This is a genomic window from Enterobacter cloacae complex sp. IR5384, assembly GCF_049237265.1.
Classification (GTDB): domain Bacteria; phylum Pseudomonadota; class Gammaproteobacteria; order Enterobacterales; family Enterobacteriaceae; genus Enterobacter; species Enterobacter cloacae.
Genome location: NZ_JBMKHJ010000001.1, coordinates 105,975 through 119,633 on the forward strand (window position 1 = coordinate 105,975; position 13,659 = coordinate 119,633).

The window sequence follows — 13,659 nt, forward strand, 5'->3', positions numbered from 1 at the left end:
GAGAGGGTTAGGGTGAGGGAAACTAGCGCACGCGGATCCCTTCAATAATCATCCGCTGCACGTTTTCGAGGGTGCTCTGGAAAAACGCTTCGTCCTGCAGCGTCTTTCCGGTTACCGCTTCAACCTGGGCCGCAAAGTCAGCGTAGTGCTGGGTGGCGGCCCAAATCATAAAGATCAGATGCTGCGGATCGACAGGTGCCAGTTTGCCGCTGGCGACCCACCCGGCGATGATCGCGGATTTATCGTCCACCAGCTGTTTTAAATCCCCCGTCAGCTCTGCCTTCAGCAGCGGCGCGCCCTGCAGCATCTCCAGACAGAACAGCCGGGATGCCTGCGGATAATCACGGGACACCTCCAGCTTCAGGCGGATGTACTCTTTGATCGCCACCAGCGGGGCGAACTCCTGACGAAAGGCCTTTAGCGGCGCCAGCCAGATATCCAGGATCTGCTGCATTACTGCCACATACAGCGCCTCTTTCGACGGGTAATAGTAGAGCAGATTGGTTTTGGACACCCCGGCCTGCTCCGCCACCTGTTCCAGGCGCGTGCCGTGAATGCCGAACTGTGAAAAGGTCTCCAGCGCCGCACTGAGGATGGCGTGCTTTTTGGCGCTCACCGCCTGCGAACGTTTACCTGCTGTTTTCACTGCGCCTTGTGTCATCCCGCTCTCCTTATTCTGCGTTGCCAACAGCATAGCAAAACCCCCGCCTCGCCACGACATTCTGCACTCCCATCGCGCATGAATGCCTGTTTTGTGTGCAATGTTTTTGACCATTTAGTCCACTTTTGTCACATTCAATTCATCAACCATTGATTAACACATTAATAACAAAGCCATTTTGAAAACTGGCACTCCCTTTGCAAAACCCTGTTCACCTGCAACGTAGTGAAGAGAGGTTCGTGATGAAAATTGGCGTATTTGTACCCATTGGCAACAACGGCTGGCTTATCTCGACCACTGCTCCGCAATACATGCCGACCTTTGAGCTGAACAAAGCCATCGTGCAAAAAGCGGAGCACTACCATTTCGACTTTGCACTTTCGATGATCAAGCTGCGCGGCTTTGGCGGCAAAACCGAATTCTGGGATCACAATCTGGAATCCTTCACCCTGATGGCGGGCCTGGCGGCGGTGACGTCACGGATTCAGATCTACGCCACCGCCGCCACGCTCACCCTGCCGCCAGCCATTGTCGCGCGGATGGCCTCCACTATCGACTCCATCTCCGGGGGACGCTTTGGCGTCAATCTGGTCACCGGCTGGCAAAAGCCGGAGTACGACCAGATGGGGCTCTGGCCGGGAGATGAGTACTTCTCGCGCCGCTATGAGTACCTTACCGAATACGTGCAGGTGCTGCGCGATCTGTGGGGTACCGGCAAGAGCGATTTCAAAGGTGACTACTTCACCATGAATGACTGTCGCGTCAGCCCGCAGCCTTCTGCGCCAATGAAGGTGATCTGCGCCGGGCAGAGCGACGCGGGAATGGCGTTCTCGGCAAAATACGCCGACTTCAATTTCTGTTTCGGTAAAGGCGTCAACACCCCCGCCGCCTTCGCCCCAACCGCCGCACGCATGAAAGAGGCCGCCGACAAAACCGGCCGTGATGTGGGCTCTTACGTGCTGTTTATGGTCATTGCCGACGAAACCGATGAGGCCGCGCGCGCCAAATGGGAGCGTTATAAGGACGGGGCCGACGACGAGGCCCTGAGCTGGCTCACCGAACAGAGCCAGAAAGATACCCGTTCCGGCGCGGACACCAACGTGCGCCAGATGGCCGACCCGACCTCTGCCGTCAATATCAACATGGGCACGCTCGTCGGCTCGTATGCCAGCGTTGCCAGAATGCTCGACGAAGTGGCCGCCGTTCCCGGCGCGGAAGGCGTTCTGCTGACCTTCGACGATTTCCTCACCGGTGTGGAGACCTTCGGCGAGCGCATTCAGCCGCTGATGCAGTGCCGCGCCCACATTACCGCCATCACCAAGGAGGTGGCGTAATGACAACCCTTAATGCCCGTCCGGAAGCCATCACCTTTTCTGCACCGCAGAGCGCGCTGATTGTGGTGGATATGCAAAACGCCTACGCCAGCCCCGGCGGTTATCTGGATCTGGCGGGGTTTGACGTCTCCGCCACCCGGCCGGTGATTGAGAACATCAAAACCGCCGTCGCCGCCGCACGCGCCGCCGGGATGCTCATCATCTGGTTTCAGAACGGCTGGGACGATCAATACGTGGAAGCCGGTGGCCCCGGCTCGCCCAATTTTCACAAATCGAACGCCCTGAAAACCATGCGCAAACGGCCCGAACTGCAGGGCAAGCTGCTGGCTAAAGGTGGCTGGGATTATCAGCTGGTGGATGAACTGGTGCCGGAAGCAGGCGATATCGTGCTGCCCAAACCGCGCTACAGCGGCTTTTTCAACACGCCGCTCGACAGCCTGCTGCGCAGCCGGGGCATTCGTCATCTGGTCTTTACCGGCATTGCTACCAATGTCTGCGTGGAGTCGACCCTGCGCGACGGCTTCTTCCTCGAGTATTTCGGCGTGGTACTGGAAGACGCCACTCATCAGGCGGGGCCGGAATTTGCCCAGAAAGCGGCGCTGTTCAATATCGAAACCTTTTTTGGCTGGGTCAGTAACGTCGCAGATTTTTGCGACGCCCTGAATCCGCCGCTCGCCCGTATCGCCTGAGGAGACATACGATGCCGAAATCCGTGATTATTCCACCGGGCACCAGCACGCCGATTGCGCCGTTTGTCCCCGGCACGCTCGCCGATGGCGTGGTGTACGTCTCTGGCACCCTGCCGTTTGATAAAGACAACAACGTGGTGTTTATCAACGACCCAAAGGCGCAAACGCGCCACGTGCTGGAGACGATCAAGACCGTGATCGAAACCGCAGGTGGCACGATGGAGGATGTGACGTTCAACAGCATCTTTATCACCGACTGGAAAAACTACGCCGCGATTAACGAGATCTATGCGGAGTTCTTCCCCGGCGATAAGCCGGCCCGCTTCTGCATTCAGTGCGGGCTGGTAAAGCCGGACGCGCTGGTTGAAATCGCCACCGTTGCGCACATTGGAAAGTGAGGCTGCCATGAAGCTCTCCGTCTCACCGCCCCCGTTTGACGGCGCGCCCGTCGTGGTGCTGATTGCCGGACTCGGCGGGGGCGGCAGCTACTGGTTACCCCAGCTAGCCGCGCTGGAACAGGAGTATCAGGTGGTCTGTTACGACCAGCGTGGCACCGGCAATAACCCTGACACCCTGCCGGAAGAGTACACCCTGGGGCAGATGGCCGGTGAGCTGGCACAGGCGCTGACCGCGGTCGGCATCACCCGCTACTGTGTGGTCGGCCATGCGCTGGGGGCGCTGATCGGCCTGCAACTGGCGCTCGACACCCCCGATGCGCTCAAAGCGCTGGTGTGCGTCAACGGCTGGCTGACGCTGAATGCCCATACCCGACGCTGCTTTCAGATCCGCGAACGGCTGCTGCATGCCGGTGGCGCGCAGGCGTGGGTAGAGGCGCAGCCGCTGTTTCTCTATCCGGCAGACTGGATGGCCGCCCGCGCACCGCGTCTGGAAGCAGAAGAGGCACTGGCGCTGGCGCACTTTCAGGGCAAAAACAATCTGCTGCGCAGGCTGAACGCGCTGAAAAAGGCCGATTTTAGTCGCCATGCCGCCCGCATCGCCTGCCCGGTGCACCTTATCTGTTCCGCCGATGACCTGCTGGTGCCCTCTGTCTGCTCGTCTGAGCTGCAGGCGGCGCTCCCGCACAGCCACAGCGTGGTGATGCGCCAGGGCGGCCATGCCTGCAACGTCACCGAGCCGGAAACGTTTAATACCCTGTTGCTGAACGGGCTTGCCAGCCTGCTGCACAGCCATGAACCCGCTTTATAAGGAGTTTCGATGAGCGAAGCCATTACCTCTGCCGCGCTGGATTCACTGTTCACCGGCGCACGCACCCACAACGGCTGGCTGGACATACCGGTCAGCGACGAGACGCTGCGCGAGATCTACGACCTGATGAAATGGGGGCCTACCTCCGCTAACTGTTCCCCGGCCCGTATTGTGTTTGTGCGCAGCGCAGAGGGTAAAGAGAAGCTGCGCCCCGCACTCTCCAGCGGCAACCTGGAGAAAACCCTCACCGCACCGGTCACCGCGATTGTGGCGTGGGACACGGAATTTTATGAGCGTCTGCCTGAACTGTTCCCGCACGGGGATGCGAAGAGCTGGTTTACCACCAGCCCCGCGCACGCTGAAGAGACCGCCTTTCGCAACAGCTCCATGCAGGCCGCTTATCTCATCTTTGCCTGTCGCGCCCTGGGGCTGGACACCGGCCCGATGTCCGGTTTTGACCGGCAAAAAGTCGACGAGGCCTTTTTCACCGGCACGCTGCTGAAAAGCAATCTGCTGATCAATATCGGCTATGGCGATGTGGGCAAACTCTACGGCCGTCTGCCGCGCCTGGCCTTTGAAGACGCCTGCGGGCTGGCGTAAGGAGCCATCATGACGACACCCGATAAACAAACCTTTCGCGATGCCATGGCCTGTGTAGGCGCGGCGGTCAATATCATCACCACCGACGGCCCTGCTGGCAGAGCGGGCTTCACCGCCAGCGCCGTATGCAGCGTCACCGACTCGCCCCCGACGCTATTGGTATGTCTTAACCGCGGCGCGTCCGTCTGGCCGACGTTTAGCGAAAACCGCACCCTGTGCGTCAACACCCTGAGCGCCGGACAGGAGCCACTCTCCAACCTGTTTGGCGGCAAAACGCCGATGGAAGATCGCTTCGCCGCTGCCCGCTGGCAGACAGGCGAGACGGGCTGCCCGCGTCTGGAGGAGGCGCTGGCCTCGTTTGATTGCCGTATCAGCCAGGTGGTCAGCGTCGGCACCCACGACATTCTGTTTTGCGACATCGTGTCCATTATCCGCCACCCCGCCCCGCAGGGGCTGGTGTGGTTTGACCGCGGCTACCACGCGCTTATGCGACCCGCCTGTTAACCCTTCTTAAGGAAGCAGCCCATGGCAATGTTCGGATTTCCCCACTGGCAGTTGAAATCGACCTCTACAGAACCTGGCGTGGTCGCGCCGGATGAACGGCTCCCGCTCGGGCAAACCCTGGTGATGGGCGTCCAGCACGCGGTCGCCATGTTTGGTGCAACGGTGCTGATGCCGATGCTGATGGGCCTTGATCCCAATCTCTCCATTCTGATGTCGGGTATTGGCACCCTGCTGTTCTTTTTTGTCACCGGCGGGCGCGTGCCCAGCTATCTGGGCTCCAGCGCCGCCTTTGTCGGCGTGGTCATCGCCACCACCGGGTTTAACGGTCAGGGGATCAACCCCAACCTCAGCGTCGCCCTCGGCGGCATTATCGCCTGTGGTCTTGTCTATACCCTGATTGGCGTCGTGGTGATGAAGATCGGAACCCGCTGGATCGAGCGAATGATGCCGCCAGTGGTTACCGGTGCGGTGGTGATGGCGATTGGCCTGAACCTGGCGCCAATTGCCGTGAAGAGTGTCTCCGGCTCGCCGTTTGAGAGCTGGATGGCGGTGATCACCGTGCTGTGTATCGGTCTGGTGGCGGTATTCACCCGCGGCATGGTCCAGCGTCTGCTGATTCTGGTCGGGCTGATTGTGGCCTGTCTGATCTACGCCCTGCTGGCCAATGTCTTTGGTTTCGGCAAGCCTGTCGACTTTACCCTGCTCCATCAGGCTGCCTGGTTCGGTCTGCCGCAGATCACGTCGCCAACCTTTAACACGCAGGCGATGATGCTTATCGCCCCTGTCGCGGTGATCCTGGTGGCGGAGAACTTAGGGCACCTGAAGGCCGTGGCGGGCATGACCGGGCGCAGTATGGATCCGTATATGGGACGCGCGTTTGTCGGGGATGGCCTGGCGACGATGCTCTCCGGGTCGGTGGGCGGCAGCGGTGTCACCACCTACGCCGAGAACATTGGCGTGATGGCGGTAACGAAAGTCTACTCCACGCTGGTGTTCGTGGCGGCGGCGGTCATGGCGATGCTGCTCGGCTTCTCACCAAAATTTGGTGCGCTGATCCACACCATTCCCTCGCCGGTCATCGGCGGCGCATCAATTGTGGTGTTCGGGTTGATTGCCGTGGCGGGAGCGCGCATCTGGGTACAGCATCGCGTCGATCTCAGCCAGAACAGTAACCTGATTATGGTGGCGGTCACGCTGGTGCTGGGTGCAGGTGATTTTGCCCTGACGCTGGGCGGATTTACGGTTGGCGGGATTGGTACGGCGACCTTTGGGGCGATCCTGCTTAATGCCCTGCTGAGCCGCCGGAAAGGGGATGAAGCGCAAGGGGAAGTCATCACCCCCTCCACCTGATATAAATGCCCCTTTCTTGCCGGGTGACGCTGCGCTTACCCGGCAATCGCCTTACGTCGTTTTTTGAGCTTTAGCTCACTCACCAGCACCCCAACAACGATAAACGCCGCGCCGACCAGCGCCAGCAGCGGTAAGCGTTCTCCGGCAATGCGTCCAAAAATCCCCGCCCATACCGGTTCACCGGTGTAGATCACCGTCGCCCGCGTCGGCGACACGCTGCGCTGTGCCCAATTCATGGTCACCTGAATAATGGCGCTGAAAATACCCAGCCCCAGTGCCACCACCACCAGCCCGGCAGACATCGGCGGAACCGACTCCCCTGCCGGAACCATCGTCGCGAACGCCACCAGCGACGCCGTGGCAAGCTGTACCACCGTGACGCGCTTAACGTCGACCTTCCCGGCCCAGGCGCTAATGAGGATAATTTCCGCGGCAATCGCAATGGCTCCCACCAGGGTAATGATCTCGCCCGGCCCCAGTGCCAGCAGGTTATTTTCCGGCCCGGCCAGCAAAATCAGGCCGATAAACGCCAGCACAATACCAATGCAGGACATCACACCCGGCAGGCGTCCCAGACACAGCCATTGCAATAACGGCACCAGCGGCACATACATGGCGGTGATAAAGGCCGATTTACTGCTGGAGATTGACTGTAACCCCCACGTCTGCAGGCTATACCCCATGGCAATCGCCACGCCAATCGCCACCCCGGCCTTGAGCTCCTGAAGGGTCAGTCCGCGCAGGGTTTTCAACGAGATCAACCCCACGGCAATCGCTGCCGTCGCAAAGCGCAGGCCGACAAAGAAGAACGGATCGCTCAGGGTGACCGCATACTGGACGGCGAGAAAGGTTCCGCCCCAGAACATGGTGATCAGAATGAGGATCGCTTCCTGAGGTTTGACGGAGAAGGTAAAACGAGAAACAGACATGAGGCACCAGAACGTAGAATGAAGGGACTAGTGTGCGATGCCTTTGATTGCAGTTCAATGTTACAGAAATAAAAAAACCGCCGGGAGATCCCGGCGGCAGAGGTCTTTCAACCCGGCGACTTACTTATTGCCGCCATGGCTGTTTTTACCCCCTTTTTTGCCAGCCTCAGATGCGCGCTGAGGGTCATTTTTAAAATTACCCCCGCTATGCTGGCCACCTTTACGGCCTGCTTCTGATGCTCTTTCACGATCTTCGGCGAAATTACCTGAACCACCACGATGGTTTGCCATCTCTAACCTCCAGTATGTGAAACATTAGACATCATATTGCATTCAGTAAAAGAGGATTCTTTCACCTCGCGGCTAAAGGACAGCGCCTTTATCTGTGCCGCGTGAAACTAAGCTTAGTGGACTGAGGGTATCCAGCAAGCTGTAGTTAATATTCTGCAACAAGATCTCAGTCTTTTGGGTGAGAAAACGCGGCGGCCATTCATAAGCCTTTCTTATCATTTCAAAAATCGTCGGCGGTAAAAATGTTTCATTTTGCTACAAGCCGCGATGGTCAGCATATTGTTATAAATCAAAGAAATGCCGTTCATTTTTGCAGTCTGGCTGTGATGTCATATCTTTAAATGAACGCAGCGATTCGCTGTCAGAAAAAACAAACGAGGAGTGATGCAAAATGGCTAAAGTTCTGGTGCTCTATTATTCCATGTATGGACACATTGAAACCATGGCTCACGCGGTAGCAGAAGGTGCAAACAAAGTGGACGGCGTGGAGGTTGTGGTAAAACGCGTACCGGAAACCATGCAGGCAGAAGCGTTCGCCAAAGCCGGAGGAAAAACCCAGAATGCGCCGGTCGCCACGCCTCAGGAGCTGGCGGATTACGACGCCATTATCTTCGGCACCCCCACCCGTTTTGGCAATATGTCAGGCCAGATGCGCACCTTCCTCGATCAGACGGGCGGGCTGTGGGCCTCTGGCGCGCTGTACGGCAAACTCGCCAGTGTGTTCAGCTCCACCGGGACCGGCGGAGGCCAGGAACAGACGATTACCTCAACCTGGACTACCCTTGCTCATCATGGGATGGTGATTGTACCGATTGGCTATGGCGCGCAGGAACTGTTTGACGTCTCTCAGGTACGTGGCGGCACACCTTACGGTGCAACCACCATTGCCGGTGGCGATGGATCCCGACAGCCGAGCAACGAAGAGCTCGCTATCGCCCGCTATCAGGGTGAATACGTCGCGGGTCTGGCCAAAAAACTGAACGGCTAACTCAACAGGAGGACAAGCATGCCAACTCAAGAATCCAAAGCTCACCACGTGGGCGAATGGGCAAGTTTACGCAATACCTCTCCGGAGATCGCCGAAGCCATTTTTGAAGTCGCGAAATACGACGAAAAACTGGCAGAGCAGATTTGGGAAGAAGGCAATGATGAAGTGCTGGTACGCGCCTTCGAAAAAACGGACAAAGACTCGCTCTTCTGGGGTGAGCAAACCATCGAACGTAAAAACGTCTGAGCGTTTCCCCCCGCCGCAGCGGGGGGATTATCTTATTTCGCCGCGTCGTTCATCACCGTATTAAATTTATCGATCGGGCAAAAACCGTTCGCATCCACCGGACATCCCTTCAGTTCCAGCGTCACGCGCTGCGCCGGAGACTGCAGCGACAGCACGCTGGCGTTACGCAGCTGCTCTGAGCTCTGATACACATACTCAATTTTCATCAGCTCGCGGTTGGCGTTTTTGTCGTGCCAGCGCTGGAAGACAATTTTGCCGCCGATTGGGGTGCGCTCCTGCTGGTCATGCAGCTGGTACGGCTTGAAGTCCAGCGCCGTCAGCAGAGAGGCAATGTTGGAGTCATGCCCCACCAGCAGGGTGATTTTCGGCGCTTTTGCCTGATCGGTCACCAGGGCGTTATCGATATACTTCACCAGCGGTTTGGCGACGTTTTGCGCCACCTCGGTTGAGGTAAACAGCGAGTCCTGATATCCGTTTTTCAGCTTCGACAATACGCGCCACTGCTGGTCGGTTTTAATCTCTCCCCAAGCCACCTGGTCGGCCGGGAAGCCTTCGTAATACTGCAGCGTGAACGCATCCACCAGCGAGTTGCCCACTTTCAGCGGCCCGGAAACGCCCGGTTCTTTTTCGTAGTCGGCGCTGAAGGTGTCTTTCGCGTCTGCCAGTGAACAGACTTTTTTCTCTTTGCATGACGGCGAATCGGCGTAGTTCGTCATCTGCTCCAGCAGCTTATAGCTTTCGCCAAGCTGCATTTTCTGCCGCTCGGACTCCATCGCCTTGAGCGCTTTTTCGCGGAATTCCGGCGAGTTATCGGTAATTACCGGATTAAAGGTTGGGTCCATGGTGCCCATTTTGTCCTGATGATGCACAGGAACATCGCACCCCGGGAACGCGCCGGTAATGAAGAACTGCGCGGTGGCGACGGTGCGCTGCAGGCTGTTGGCGTAAGCATAAACGCTCTCCGCCGGTGGACATTCTCCCGTCTTCACCATCCCCTGCTGGGCCAGCCACTCGCGCATGTAGTGCCCCATGTAAACCTCCAGCACGCCACCTTTGGTGGTGAGCTGACCGCCCGGCACTTCCCATTCAGGCCATTGCTTTGGCGTGGACTGCTCCAGCACGCTGCCGTTATTGGCGAGCGGTGCGCGCAGGTTGTGACGGCTCATAATTAAAACTTGCTCCAGCTGATACCCTTCCGGCGTCTCTTGCGCCTGCACCCCGGAGGCTGCTGAAAAGAGACCGGCTACGGCCACCGCGAGTAGTGCTTTTCTCATCCCTAATTCCTCACTCGTTTTAAAATGTCGCGTTCAGTGTGACAAGATCCGTGACAATTTTCCGGGAAGCATTTCTCAAACTGATGAATAACACGCTTACCCGGTGAGCAGATTAGTTTTATAATAAAACTACATACGCCCGGAGATTTGCCTGTGAAACGCACCCGTCTTGAAGAGAGTACCTGCCCTGTCGCCCGTTCGCTGGATATCATCGGCGACTGGTGGTCGCTGCTGATTGTTCGCGACGCATTGCGCGGGATTAAACGCTTCGGCGAGTTCCAGAAAAGCCTCGGTATCGCGAAAAACATGCTGACCGCGCGGCTAAAACTGCTGGTCGATGAAGGCATCCTCCGGCTCCAGCCCGCCTCCGACGGCAGCGCCTGGCAGGAATACGTTCTGACCGACAAGGGACGCGCACTCCAGACGGTGCTGGTTGCCCTGTCCCAGTGGGGCAATGAATTTTTGTTCGCGGAAAACGAATGCGGCACCGTTCTCGTTGATAGCGAACAGCGCAAACCGCTGCGTAAACTGCTGCTTATCGCCGACGATGGCCGCGAACTTAAGCCTGAAGAGATCGTGGCTAAACTCCCCTCCTGATCGTTCCCGACGGCAAAAGCACAAAATGACCACCAATATAGTTGCATTATAAAACCAAATAGCAGACAGTGAATTCAGTTTCATATTGAAACCAAACAACCCACTTTGCTTTGAGGTAACATACGATGACTACGCAAATCACTACCGCCCTGATTACGGGTGCCTCTTCCGGGATTGGTGCCGTCTATGCCGATCGCCTTGCCGCGCGCGGCGCTAATCTGGTCCTGGTCGCCCGCCGCGAGGATCGGCTGCAAACCCTCGCCGCCGACCTGCGCGCGCGCTATGGCGTGACCGTCGATATTCTGGTGGCCGATCTCACCGATGAAGCCGGGATCCGCGCGGTAGAAGACGAACTGCGTAGCAATACCGCCATTGATGCGCTGGTTAACAACGCCGGCACCGCGCAGATGGCGCCGTTCCTTGCGGGCGATGTGGCCCAGCATCAGGCCATTAACACCCTCAATACCACGGTGCTGATGCGTCTGACCTATGCGATCCTGCCGCGCCTGGCGCAGAATAACCACGGTACGCTTATTAATATCGCCTCGGTGTTGTCCCTGCACGTGCGTGCAGGCAGCGCGCTGTACAGCGCCACCAAAGCCTGGGTGCTCAGCTTTACCCGTGGGTTACAGGAGGAGTTTGCCGACAGCAATCTGCGTATTCAGGCCGTGTTACCCGCCGCAACGGCAACAGAAATCTGGCAGCATTCCGGCGTGACGGTGAACGATCTGCCGGAAGGCTCGGTGATGACCACTGACGATATGGTGGATGCTTCGCTGGCGGGTCTGGATCAGGGCGAGCTGATTACCATTCCGCCAATGCATGATGCCAGCCTGTGGGATCGCTACGAAACGGCACGTCTGGAACTGTTTAACAGCGCCCGCACCGGCATACCGGCGCCGCGCTATGTAAAACAGTAGGCTAACGCTCAAGCTGGTCGCCGTACTCACTCATCCAGGCGGCCAGCGGCGAGAGCGCCCCTTGCAGGGTCAACCCCAGCCCCGTTATCTGGTACTCCACGCGCGGTGGGATCTCCGGGTAAACCGTGCGCGACACCAGCCCGCGCTGTTCGAACAGCCTGAGCTGCTTCGTGAGTTCTTTTTGCGTGATGGGGGCGGTAGCGCGCAGCAGATCGCCAAAGCGTACCGGCGCATTGAGGATAATCAGGCGATAAAGAACAGGGATCGCCCACTTCCCGGAAATCAGGTTCACAAACTGCGTCATCGGGCAGACATAAACCTCAGAATTTTTTTCACAACGTATATCGAGCAATTCCGCCATAGCACACCTCTTGCCGCATTAGTATCCAATTGGTACCTGGTTTCCTTTCGATACTAACGTTTCTATAGTGCTTTCTCCAGAGACATTTCAGGAGAAGAACATGGGTCGTTTAGCAGGTAAATATACGCTGATTACCGGCGGAACCAGCGGCATTGGCCTTGCCACTGCGCAGGTGTTTCTCGCCGAAGGGGCGCATGTCGCCGTCACCGGTCGTAACCCGGAAACGCTCGCCGAAGCAGAGCGCATTCTGGGCGATAAGGCCTGGGTAATCCCGACCGATGCGGGAGATATTGCTTCGCAAAAAACGCTGGCAGAGACGCTTGCCGCCCGCTGGCCACGCCTGGACGCGGTGTTTCTCAACGCCGGCGACGTGACGCACGCGCCGCTGGAAGCGTGGCAGGAAGAGGCCTGGGATCGTCTGATGGGCATCAACCTGAAGGGACCGTTCTTTTTAATTCAGGCGCTGCTGCCGCTGCTGAATAATCCGTCCTCGGTGATCCTGTGCGGCTCCGTAAGCGCGCGCATCGGCCTGCCCACCAGCAGCGTGTATGCCGCGAGCAAGGCCGCCCTGCTGTCGCTGGCACGCACACTGTCGGCAGAGCTGTTACCGCGCGGCATTCGCGTTAACGGTCTGAGCCCCGGCCCGGTAGAAACTCCGGCCTTTACGAAAACGGGCTTAAGCGAAGAAACGCTTAACGCGATGATGGCGGAGATCATCAAGCTTGTGCCGCTGGGCAGAATGGGCTCGACGACGGAGCTGGCAAAAGCCGCGCTCTATCTGGCCTCCGACGAATCCAGCTACACGGTAGGAACGGAACTGCTGGTGGACGGCGGAATGGGAAGTTTGTAACTTAAAAGGCGCTGATGCCGGTGACAATGCCGACATACAGCGCCGCCCAGACGGCGGCAGAAAACAGGCTGACCGCGTAAACCTTCACCCGGTTGAGCCTGAGCATGCCCGCCGCCAGCGGCACGATATAGCGCAGTACCGCCAGAAAACGGGCGGTGAAGAGCACCAGCACGCCGTTTTTCTGTAGCTGATGCCGCACCCGCAAAAATGTATCGGCATGTCTTGAGGTAATGCGCGTCACCAGCCGCGTATGCCCCATCAACTGACCGATATGATAGTTCAGCAGCGAACCGAGCGTGGCCCCCATCACCACCGCCAGCCACGTCAACGCCGGATGCAGGCTCGCCTGGCTGACGGTGATCCCGGTCAGCAACATCACCGAGGCGGGCGGCAGCACGGAGGAGATCAGCACCGTGGATTTACTCAAAGCCAGCACGAAGAGCAGCGCAAAGAGATGCGTCGGATAATGCGCAAAATGATTGAGCAGATTGTCAAACCACGCCACCTTTCTCTCCTCGTGAATATTTACCCTCCCATTAAAGTCGAGCAAGTTTAAATAAAGGCTCAACGCGTCATGAATAATGAATACATAAACATTCCCTAAACATTTTTTAAATTCCAGAGCGGGAAAATAAAATAAGCGTATTATCCCGCTGGTTTACAACGATCTCGTTATGGCGAGGCTCCTGTACAAATACACGTTATCGCTCTGGCAGGTTCGAGAGAACCCGCACAGGGTAAAACAGGCACTGTCGAATCAAGGCTTTGTCAGTATAACTTCCCTTACGGGATACGGTGTACAGTGCTGAACCCAGGACGTGGGGATCTCCTCTTCGACATGCCCTGTCTTGCTCGCCCC

Annotated in this window: 18 protein-coding genes and 1 riboswitch; of the genes, 12 read left to right on the forward strand and 6 right to left on the reverse strand. The window is 57.8% G+C overall.

What is annotated here, in order from left to right; translation table 11 throughout:
* Nucleotides 1–22: 22 nt before the first annotated feature.
* Nucleotides 23–661, reverse strand: a complete 639-nt coding sequence (rutR, locus tag ACOTX3_RS00540; protein WP_013097192.1) for an HTH-type transcriptional regulator RutR — start codon at nt 659–661, stop codon at nt 23–25.
* 242 nt (nt 662–903) lie between these two features.
* On the opposite strand from rutR, the gene rutA reads away from it, so the two are divergent.
* Genes rutA through rutG form a run of 7 tightly spaced genes read left to right on the forward strand, consistent with a single transcriptional unit; the run spans nt 904 to nt 6,344 of the window.
* A complete protein-coding gene (gene rutA, locus ACOTX3_RS00545) occupies nt 904–1,995 on the forward strand; it encodes a pyrimidine utilization protein A (protein ID WP_029882763.1) in 1,092 nt (363 codons plus the stop codon).
* Nucleotides 1,995–2,684: a pyrimidine utilization protein B gene (gene rutB / locus ACOTX3_RS00550; protein WP_013097194.1), complete on the forward strand. Its 690-nt coding sequence runs from the start codon at nt 1,995–1,997 to the stop codon at nt 2,682–2,684. The genes rutA and rutB overlap by 1 nt, the downstream gene beginning before the upstream one ends.
* A gap of 11 nt (nt 2,685–2,695) precedes the next feature.
* Entirely contained in the window at nt 2,696–3,082 is a 387-nt protein-coding gene (gene rutC, locus ACOTX3_RS00555) for a pyrimidine utilization protein C (RefSeq protein WP_013097195.1), read from the forward strand.
* Nucleotides 3,083–3,089: 7 nt separating this feature from the next.
* Nucleotides 3,090–3,890 carry a pyrimidine utilization protein D gene (rutD, locus tag ACOTX3_RS00560; RefSeq protein WP_038419080.1) on the forward strand — a complete coding sequence of 267 codons (801 nt, stop codon included), beginning with the start codon at nt 3,090–3,092 and terminating at the stop codon, nt 3,888–3,890.
* Nucleotides 3,891–3,899: 9 nt separating this feature from the next.
* Nucleotides 3,900–4,490, forward strand: coding sequence for a malonic semialdehyde reductase (locus tag ACOTX3_RS00565; RefSeq protein WP_013097197.1), 591 nt, complete (start codon nt 3,900–3,902; stop codon nt 4,488–4,490).
* Between the two features lie 9 nt (nt 4,491–4,499).
* Entirely contained in the window at nt 4,500–4,994 is a 495-nt protein-coding gene (gene rutF, locus ACOTX3_RS00570) for an NADH-dependent FMN reductase RutF (protein ID WP_013097198.1), read from the forward strand.
* 21 nt (nt 4,995–5,015) lie between these two features.
* The gene (gene rutG / locus ACOTX3_RS00575) at nt 5,016–6,344 is read left to right on the forward strand and encodes a pyrimidine utilization transport protein G (protein WP_058678380.1); all 1,329 of its coding nucleotides are present in this window, start codon (nt 5,016–5,018) and stop codon (nt 6,342–6,344) included.
* Between the two features lie 35 nt (nt 6,345–6,379).
* On the opposite strand, the gene ACOTX3_RS00580 is transcribed toward rutG, so the two are convergent.
* Nucleotides 6,380–7,273: a DMT family transporter gene (locus ACOTX3_RS00580; RefSeq protein ID WP_029882766.1), complete on the reverse strand. Its 894-nt coding sequence runs from the start codon at nt 7,271–7,273 to the stop codon at nt 6,380–6,382.
* Nucleotides 7,274–7,393: 120 nt separating this feature from the next.
* Nucleotides 7,394–7,564, reverse strand: coding sequence for a general stress protein (locus tag ACOTX3_RS00585; RefSeq protein ID WP_013097201.1), 171 nt, complete (start codon nt 7,562–7,564; stop codon nt 7,394–7,396).
* A gap of 391 nt (nt 7,565–7,955) precedes the next feature.
* Between ACOTX3_RS00585 and wrbA the strand changes: the two genes are divergently transcribed.
* Both wrbA and ACOTX3_RS00595 read left to right on the forward strand, forming a co-directional pair.
* Nucleotides 7,956–8,552, forward strand: a complete 597-nt coding sequence (gene wrbA / locus ACOTX3_RS00590) for an NAD(P)H:quinone oxidoreductase (RefSeq protein WP_013097202.1) — start codon at nt 7,956–7,958, stop codon at nt 8,550–8,552.
* 18 nt (nt 8,553–8,570) lie between these two features.
* A complete protein-coding gene (locus tag ACOTX3_RS00595; RefSeq protein WP_008499832.1) occupies nt 8,571–8,798 on the forward strand; it encodes a YccJ family protein in 228 nt (75 codons plus the stop codon).
* Between the two features lie 32 nt (nt 8,799–8,830).
* Here the strand turns inward: ACOTX3_RS00595 and agp are convergent, their stop codons facing one another.
* The gene (gene agp / locus ACOTX3_RS00600; RefSeq protein WP_014831381.1) at nt 8,831–10,072 is read right to left on the reverse strand and encodes a bifunctional glucose-1-phosphatase/inositol phosphatase; all 1,242 of its coding nucleotides are present in this window, start codon (nt 10,070–10,072) and stop codon (nt 8,831–8,833) included.
* Between the two features lie 153 nt (nt 10,073–10,225).
* On the opposite strand from agp, the gene ACOTX3_RS00605 reads away from it, so the two are divergent.
* Together ACOTX3_RS00605 and ACOTX3_RS00610 are read left to right on the forward strand one after the other, a co-directional pair.
* A complete protein-coding gene (locus tag ACOTX3_RS00605; protein ID WP_020689657.1) occupies nt 10,226–10,669 on the forward strand; it encodes a winged helix-turn-helix transcriptional regulator in 444 nt (147 codons plus the stop codon).
* Nucleotides 10,670–10,794: 125 nt separating this feature from the next.
* Entirely contained in the window at nt 10,795–11,589 is a 795-nt protein-coding gene (locus ACOTX3_RS00610; RefSeq protein WP_058678381.1) for an SDR family NAD(P)-dependent oxidoreductase, read from the forward strand.
* A 1-nt stretch (nt 11,590) separates the two neighbouring features.
* Here the strand turns inward: ACOTX3_RS00610 and ACOTX3_RS00615 are convergent, their stop codons facing one another.
* Nucleotides 11,591–11,950 carry a winged helix-turn-helix transcriptional regulator gene (locus ACOTX3_RS00615; protein ID WP_013097206.1) on the reverse strand — a complete coding sequence of 120 codons (360 nt, stop codon included), beginning with the start codon at nt 11,948–11,950 and terminating at the stop codon, nt 11,591–11,593.
* Nucleotides 11,951–12,050: 100 nt separating this feature from the next.
* On the opposite strand from ACOTX3_RS00615, the gene ACOTX3_RS00620 reads away from it, so the two are divergent.
* Complete coding sequence (locus tag ACOTX3_RS00620) at nt 12,051–12,800, forward strand: SDR family oxidoreductase (RefSeq protein ID WP_058678382.1); 750 nt, start codon at nt 12,051–12,053, stop codon at nt 12,798–12,800.
* A gap of 1 nt (nt 12,801) precedes the next feature.
* Here the strand turns inward: ACOTX3_RS00620 and ACOTX3_RS00625 are convergent, their stop codons facing one another.
* Nucleotides 12,802–13,305: a DedA family protein gene (locus tag ACOTX3_RS00625; RefSeq protein WP_045902796.1), complete on the reverse strand. Its 504-nt coding sequence runs from the start codon at nt 13,303–13,305 to the stop codon at nt 12,802–12,804.
* Between the two features lie 156 nt (nt 13,306–13,461).
* A riboswitch (M-box (ykoK) riboswitch) is annotated at nt 13,462–13,631 on the forward strand.
* Nucleotides 13,632–13,659: the final 28 nt, after the last annotated feature.

Excerpts from the sequence above, each read along its gene's own strand:
- rutR (WP_013097192.1), bottom strand. The coding sequence starts at position 661 with ATGACACAAGGCGCAGTGAAAACAGCAGGTAAACGTTCGCAGGCGGTG.
- rutA (WP_029882763.1), top strand. The coding sequence starts at position 904 with ATGAAAATTGGCGTATTTGTACCCATTGGCAACAACGGCTGGCTTATC.
- rutB (WP_013097194.1), top strand. The coding sequence starts at position 1,995 with ATGACAACCCTTAATGCCCGTCCGGAAGCCATCACCTTTTCTGCACCG.
- rutC (WP_013097195.1), top strand. The coding sequence starts at position 2,696 with ATGCCGAAATCCGTGATTATTCCACCGGGCACCAGCACGCCGATTGCG.
- rutD (WP_038419080.1), top strand. The coding sequence starts at position 3,090 with ATGAAGCTCTCCGTCTCACCGCCCCCGTTTGACGGCGCGCCCGTCGTG.
- ACOTX3_RS00565 (WP_013097197.1), top strand. The coding sequence starts at position 3,900 with ATGAGCGAAGCCATTACCTCTGCCGCGCTGGATTCACTGTTCACCGGC.
- rutF (WP_013097198.1), top strand. The coding sequence starts at position 4,500 with ATGACGACACCCGATAAACAAACCTTTCGCGATGCCATGGCCTGTGTA.
- rutG (WP_058678380.1), top strand. The coding sequence starts at position 5,016 with ATGGCAATGTTCGGATTTCCCCACTGGCAGTTGAAATCGACCTCTACA.
- ACOTX3_RS00580 (WP_029882766.1), bottom strand. The coding sequence starts at position 7,273 with ATGTCTGTTTCTCGTTTTACCTTCTCCGTCAAACCTCAGGAAGCGATC.
- ACOTX3_RS00585 (WP_013097201.1), bottom strand. The coding sequence starts at position 7,564 with ATGGCAAACCATCGTGGTGGTTCAGGTAATTTCGCCGAAGATCGTGAA.
- wrbA (WP_013097202.1), top strand. The coding sequence starts at position 7,956 with ATGGCTAAAGTTCTGGTGCTCTATTATTCCATGTATGGACACATTGAA.
- ACOTX3_RS00595 (WP_008499832.1), top strand. The coding sequence starts at position 8,571 with ATGCCAACTCAAGAATCCAAAGCTCACCACGTGGGCGAATGGGCAAGT.
- agp (WP_014831381.1), bottom strand. The coding sequence starts at position 10,072 with ATGAGAAAAGCACTACTCGCGGTGGCCGTAGCCGGTCTCTTTTCAGCA.
- ACOTX3_RS00610 (WP_058678381.1), top strand. The coding sequence starts at position 10,795 with ATGACTACGCAAATCACTACCGCCCTGATTACGGGTGCCTCTTCCGGG.
- ACOTX3_RS00615 (WP_013097206.1), bottom strand. The coding sequence starts at position 11,950 with ATGGCGGAATTGCTCGATATACGTTGTGAAAAAAATTCTGAGGTTTAT.
- ACOTX3_RS00620 (WP_058678382.1), top strand. The coding sequence starts at position 12,051 with ATGGGTCGTTTAGCAGGTAAATATACGCTGATTACCGGCGGAACCAGC.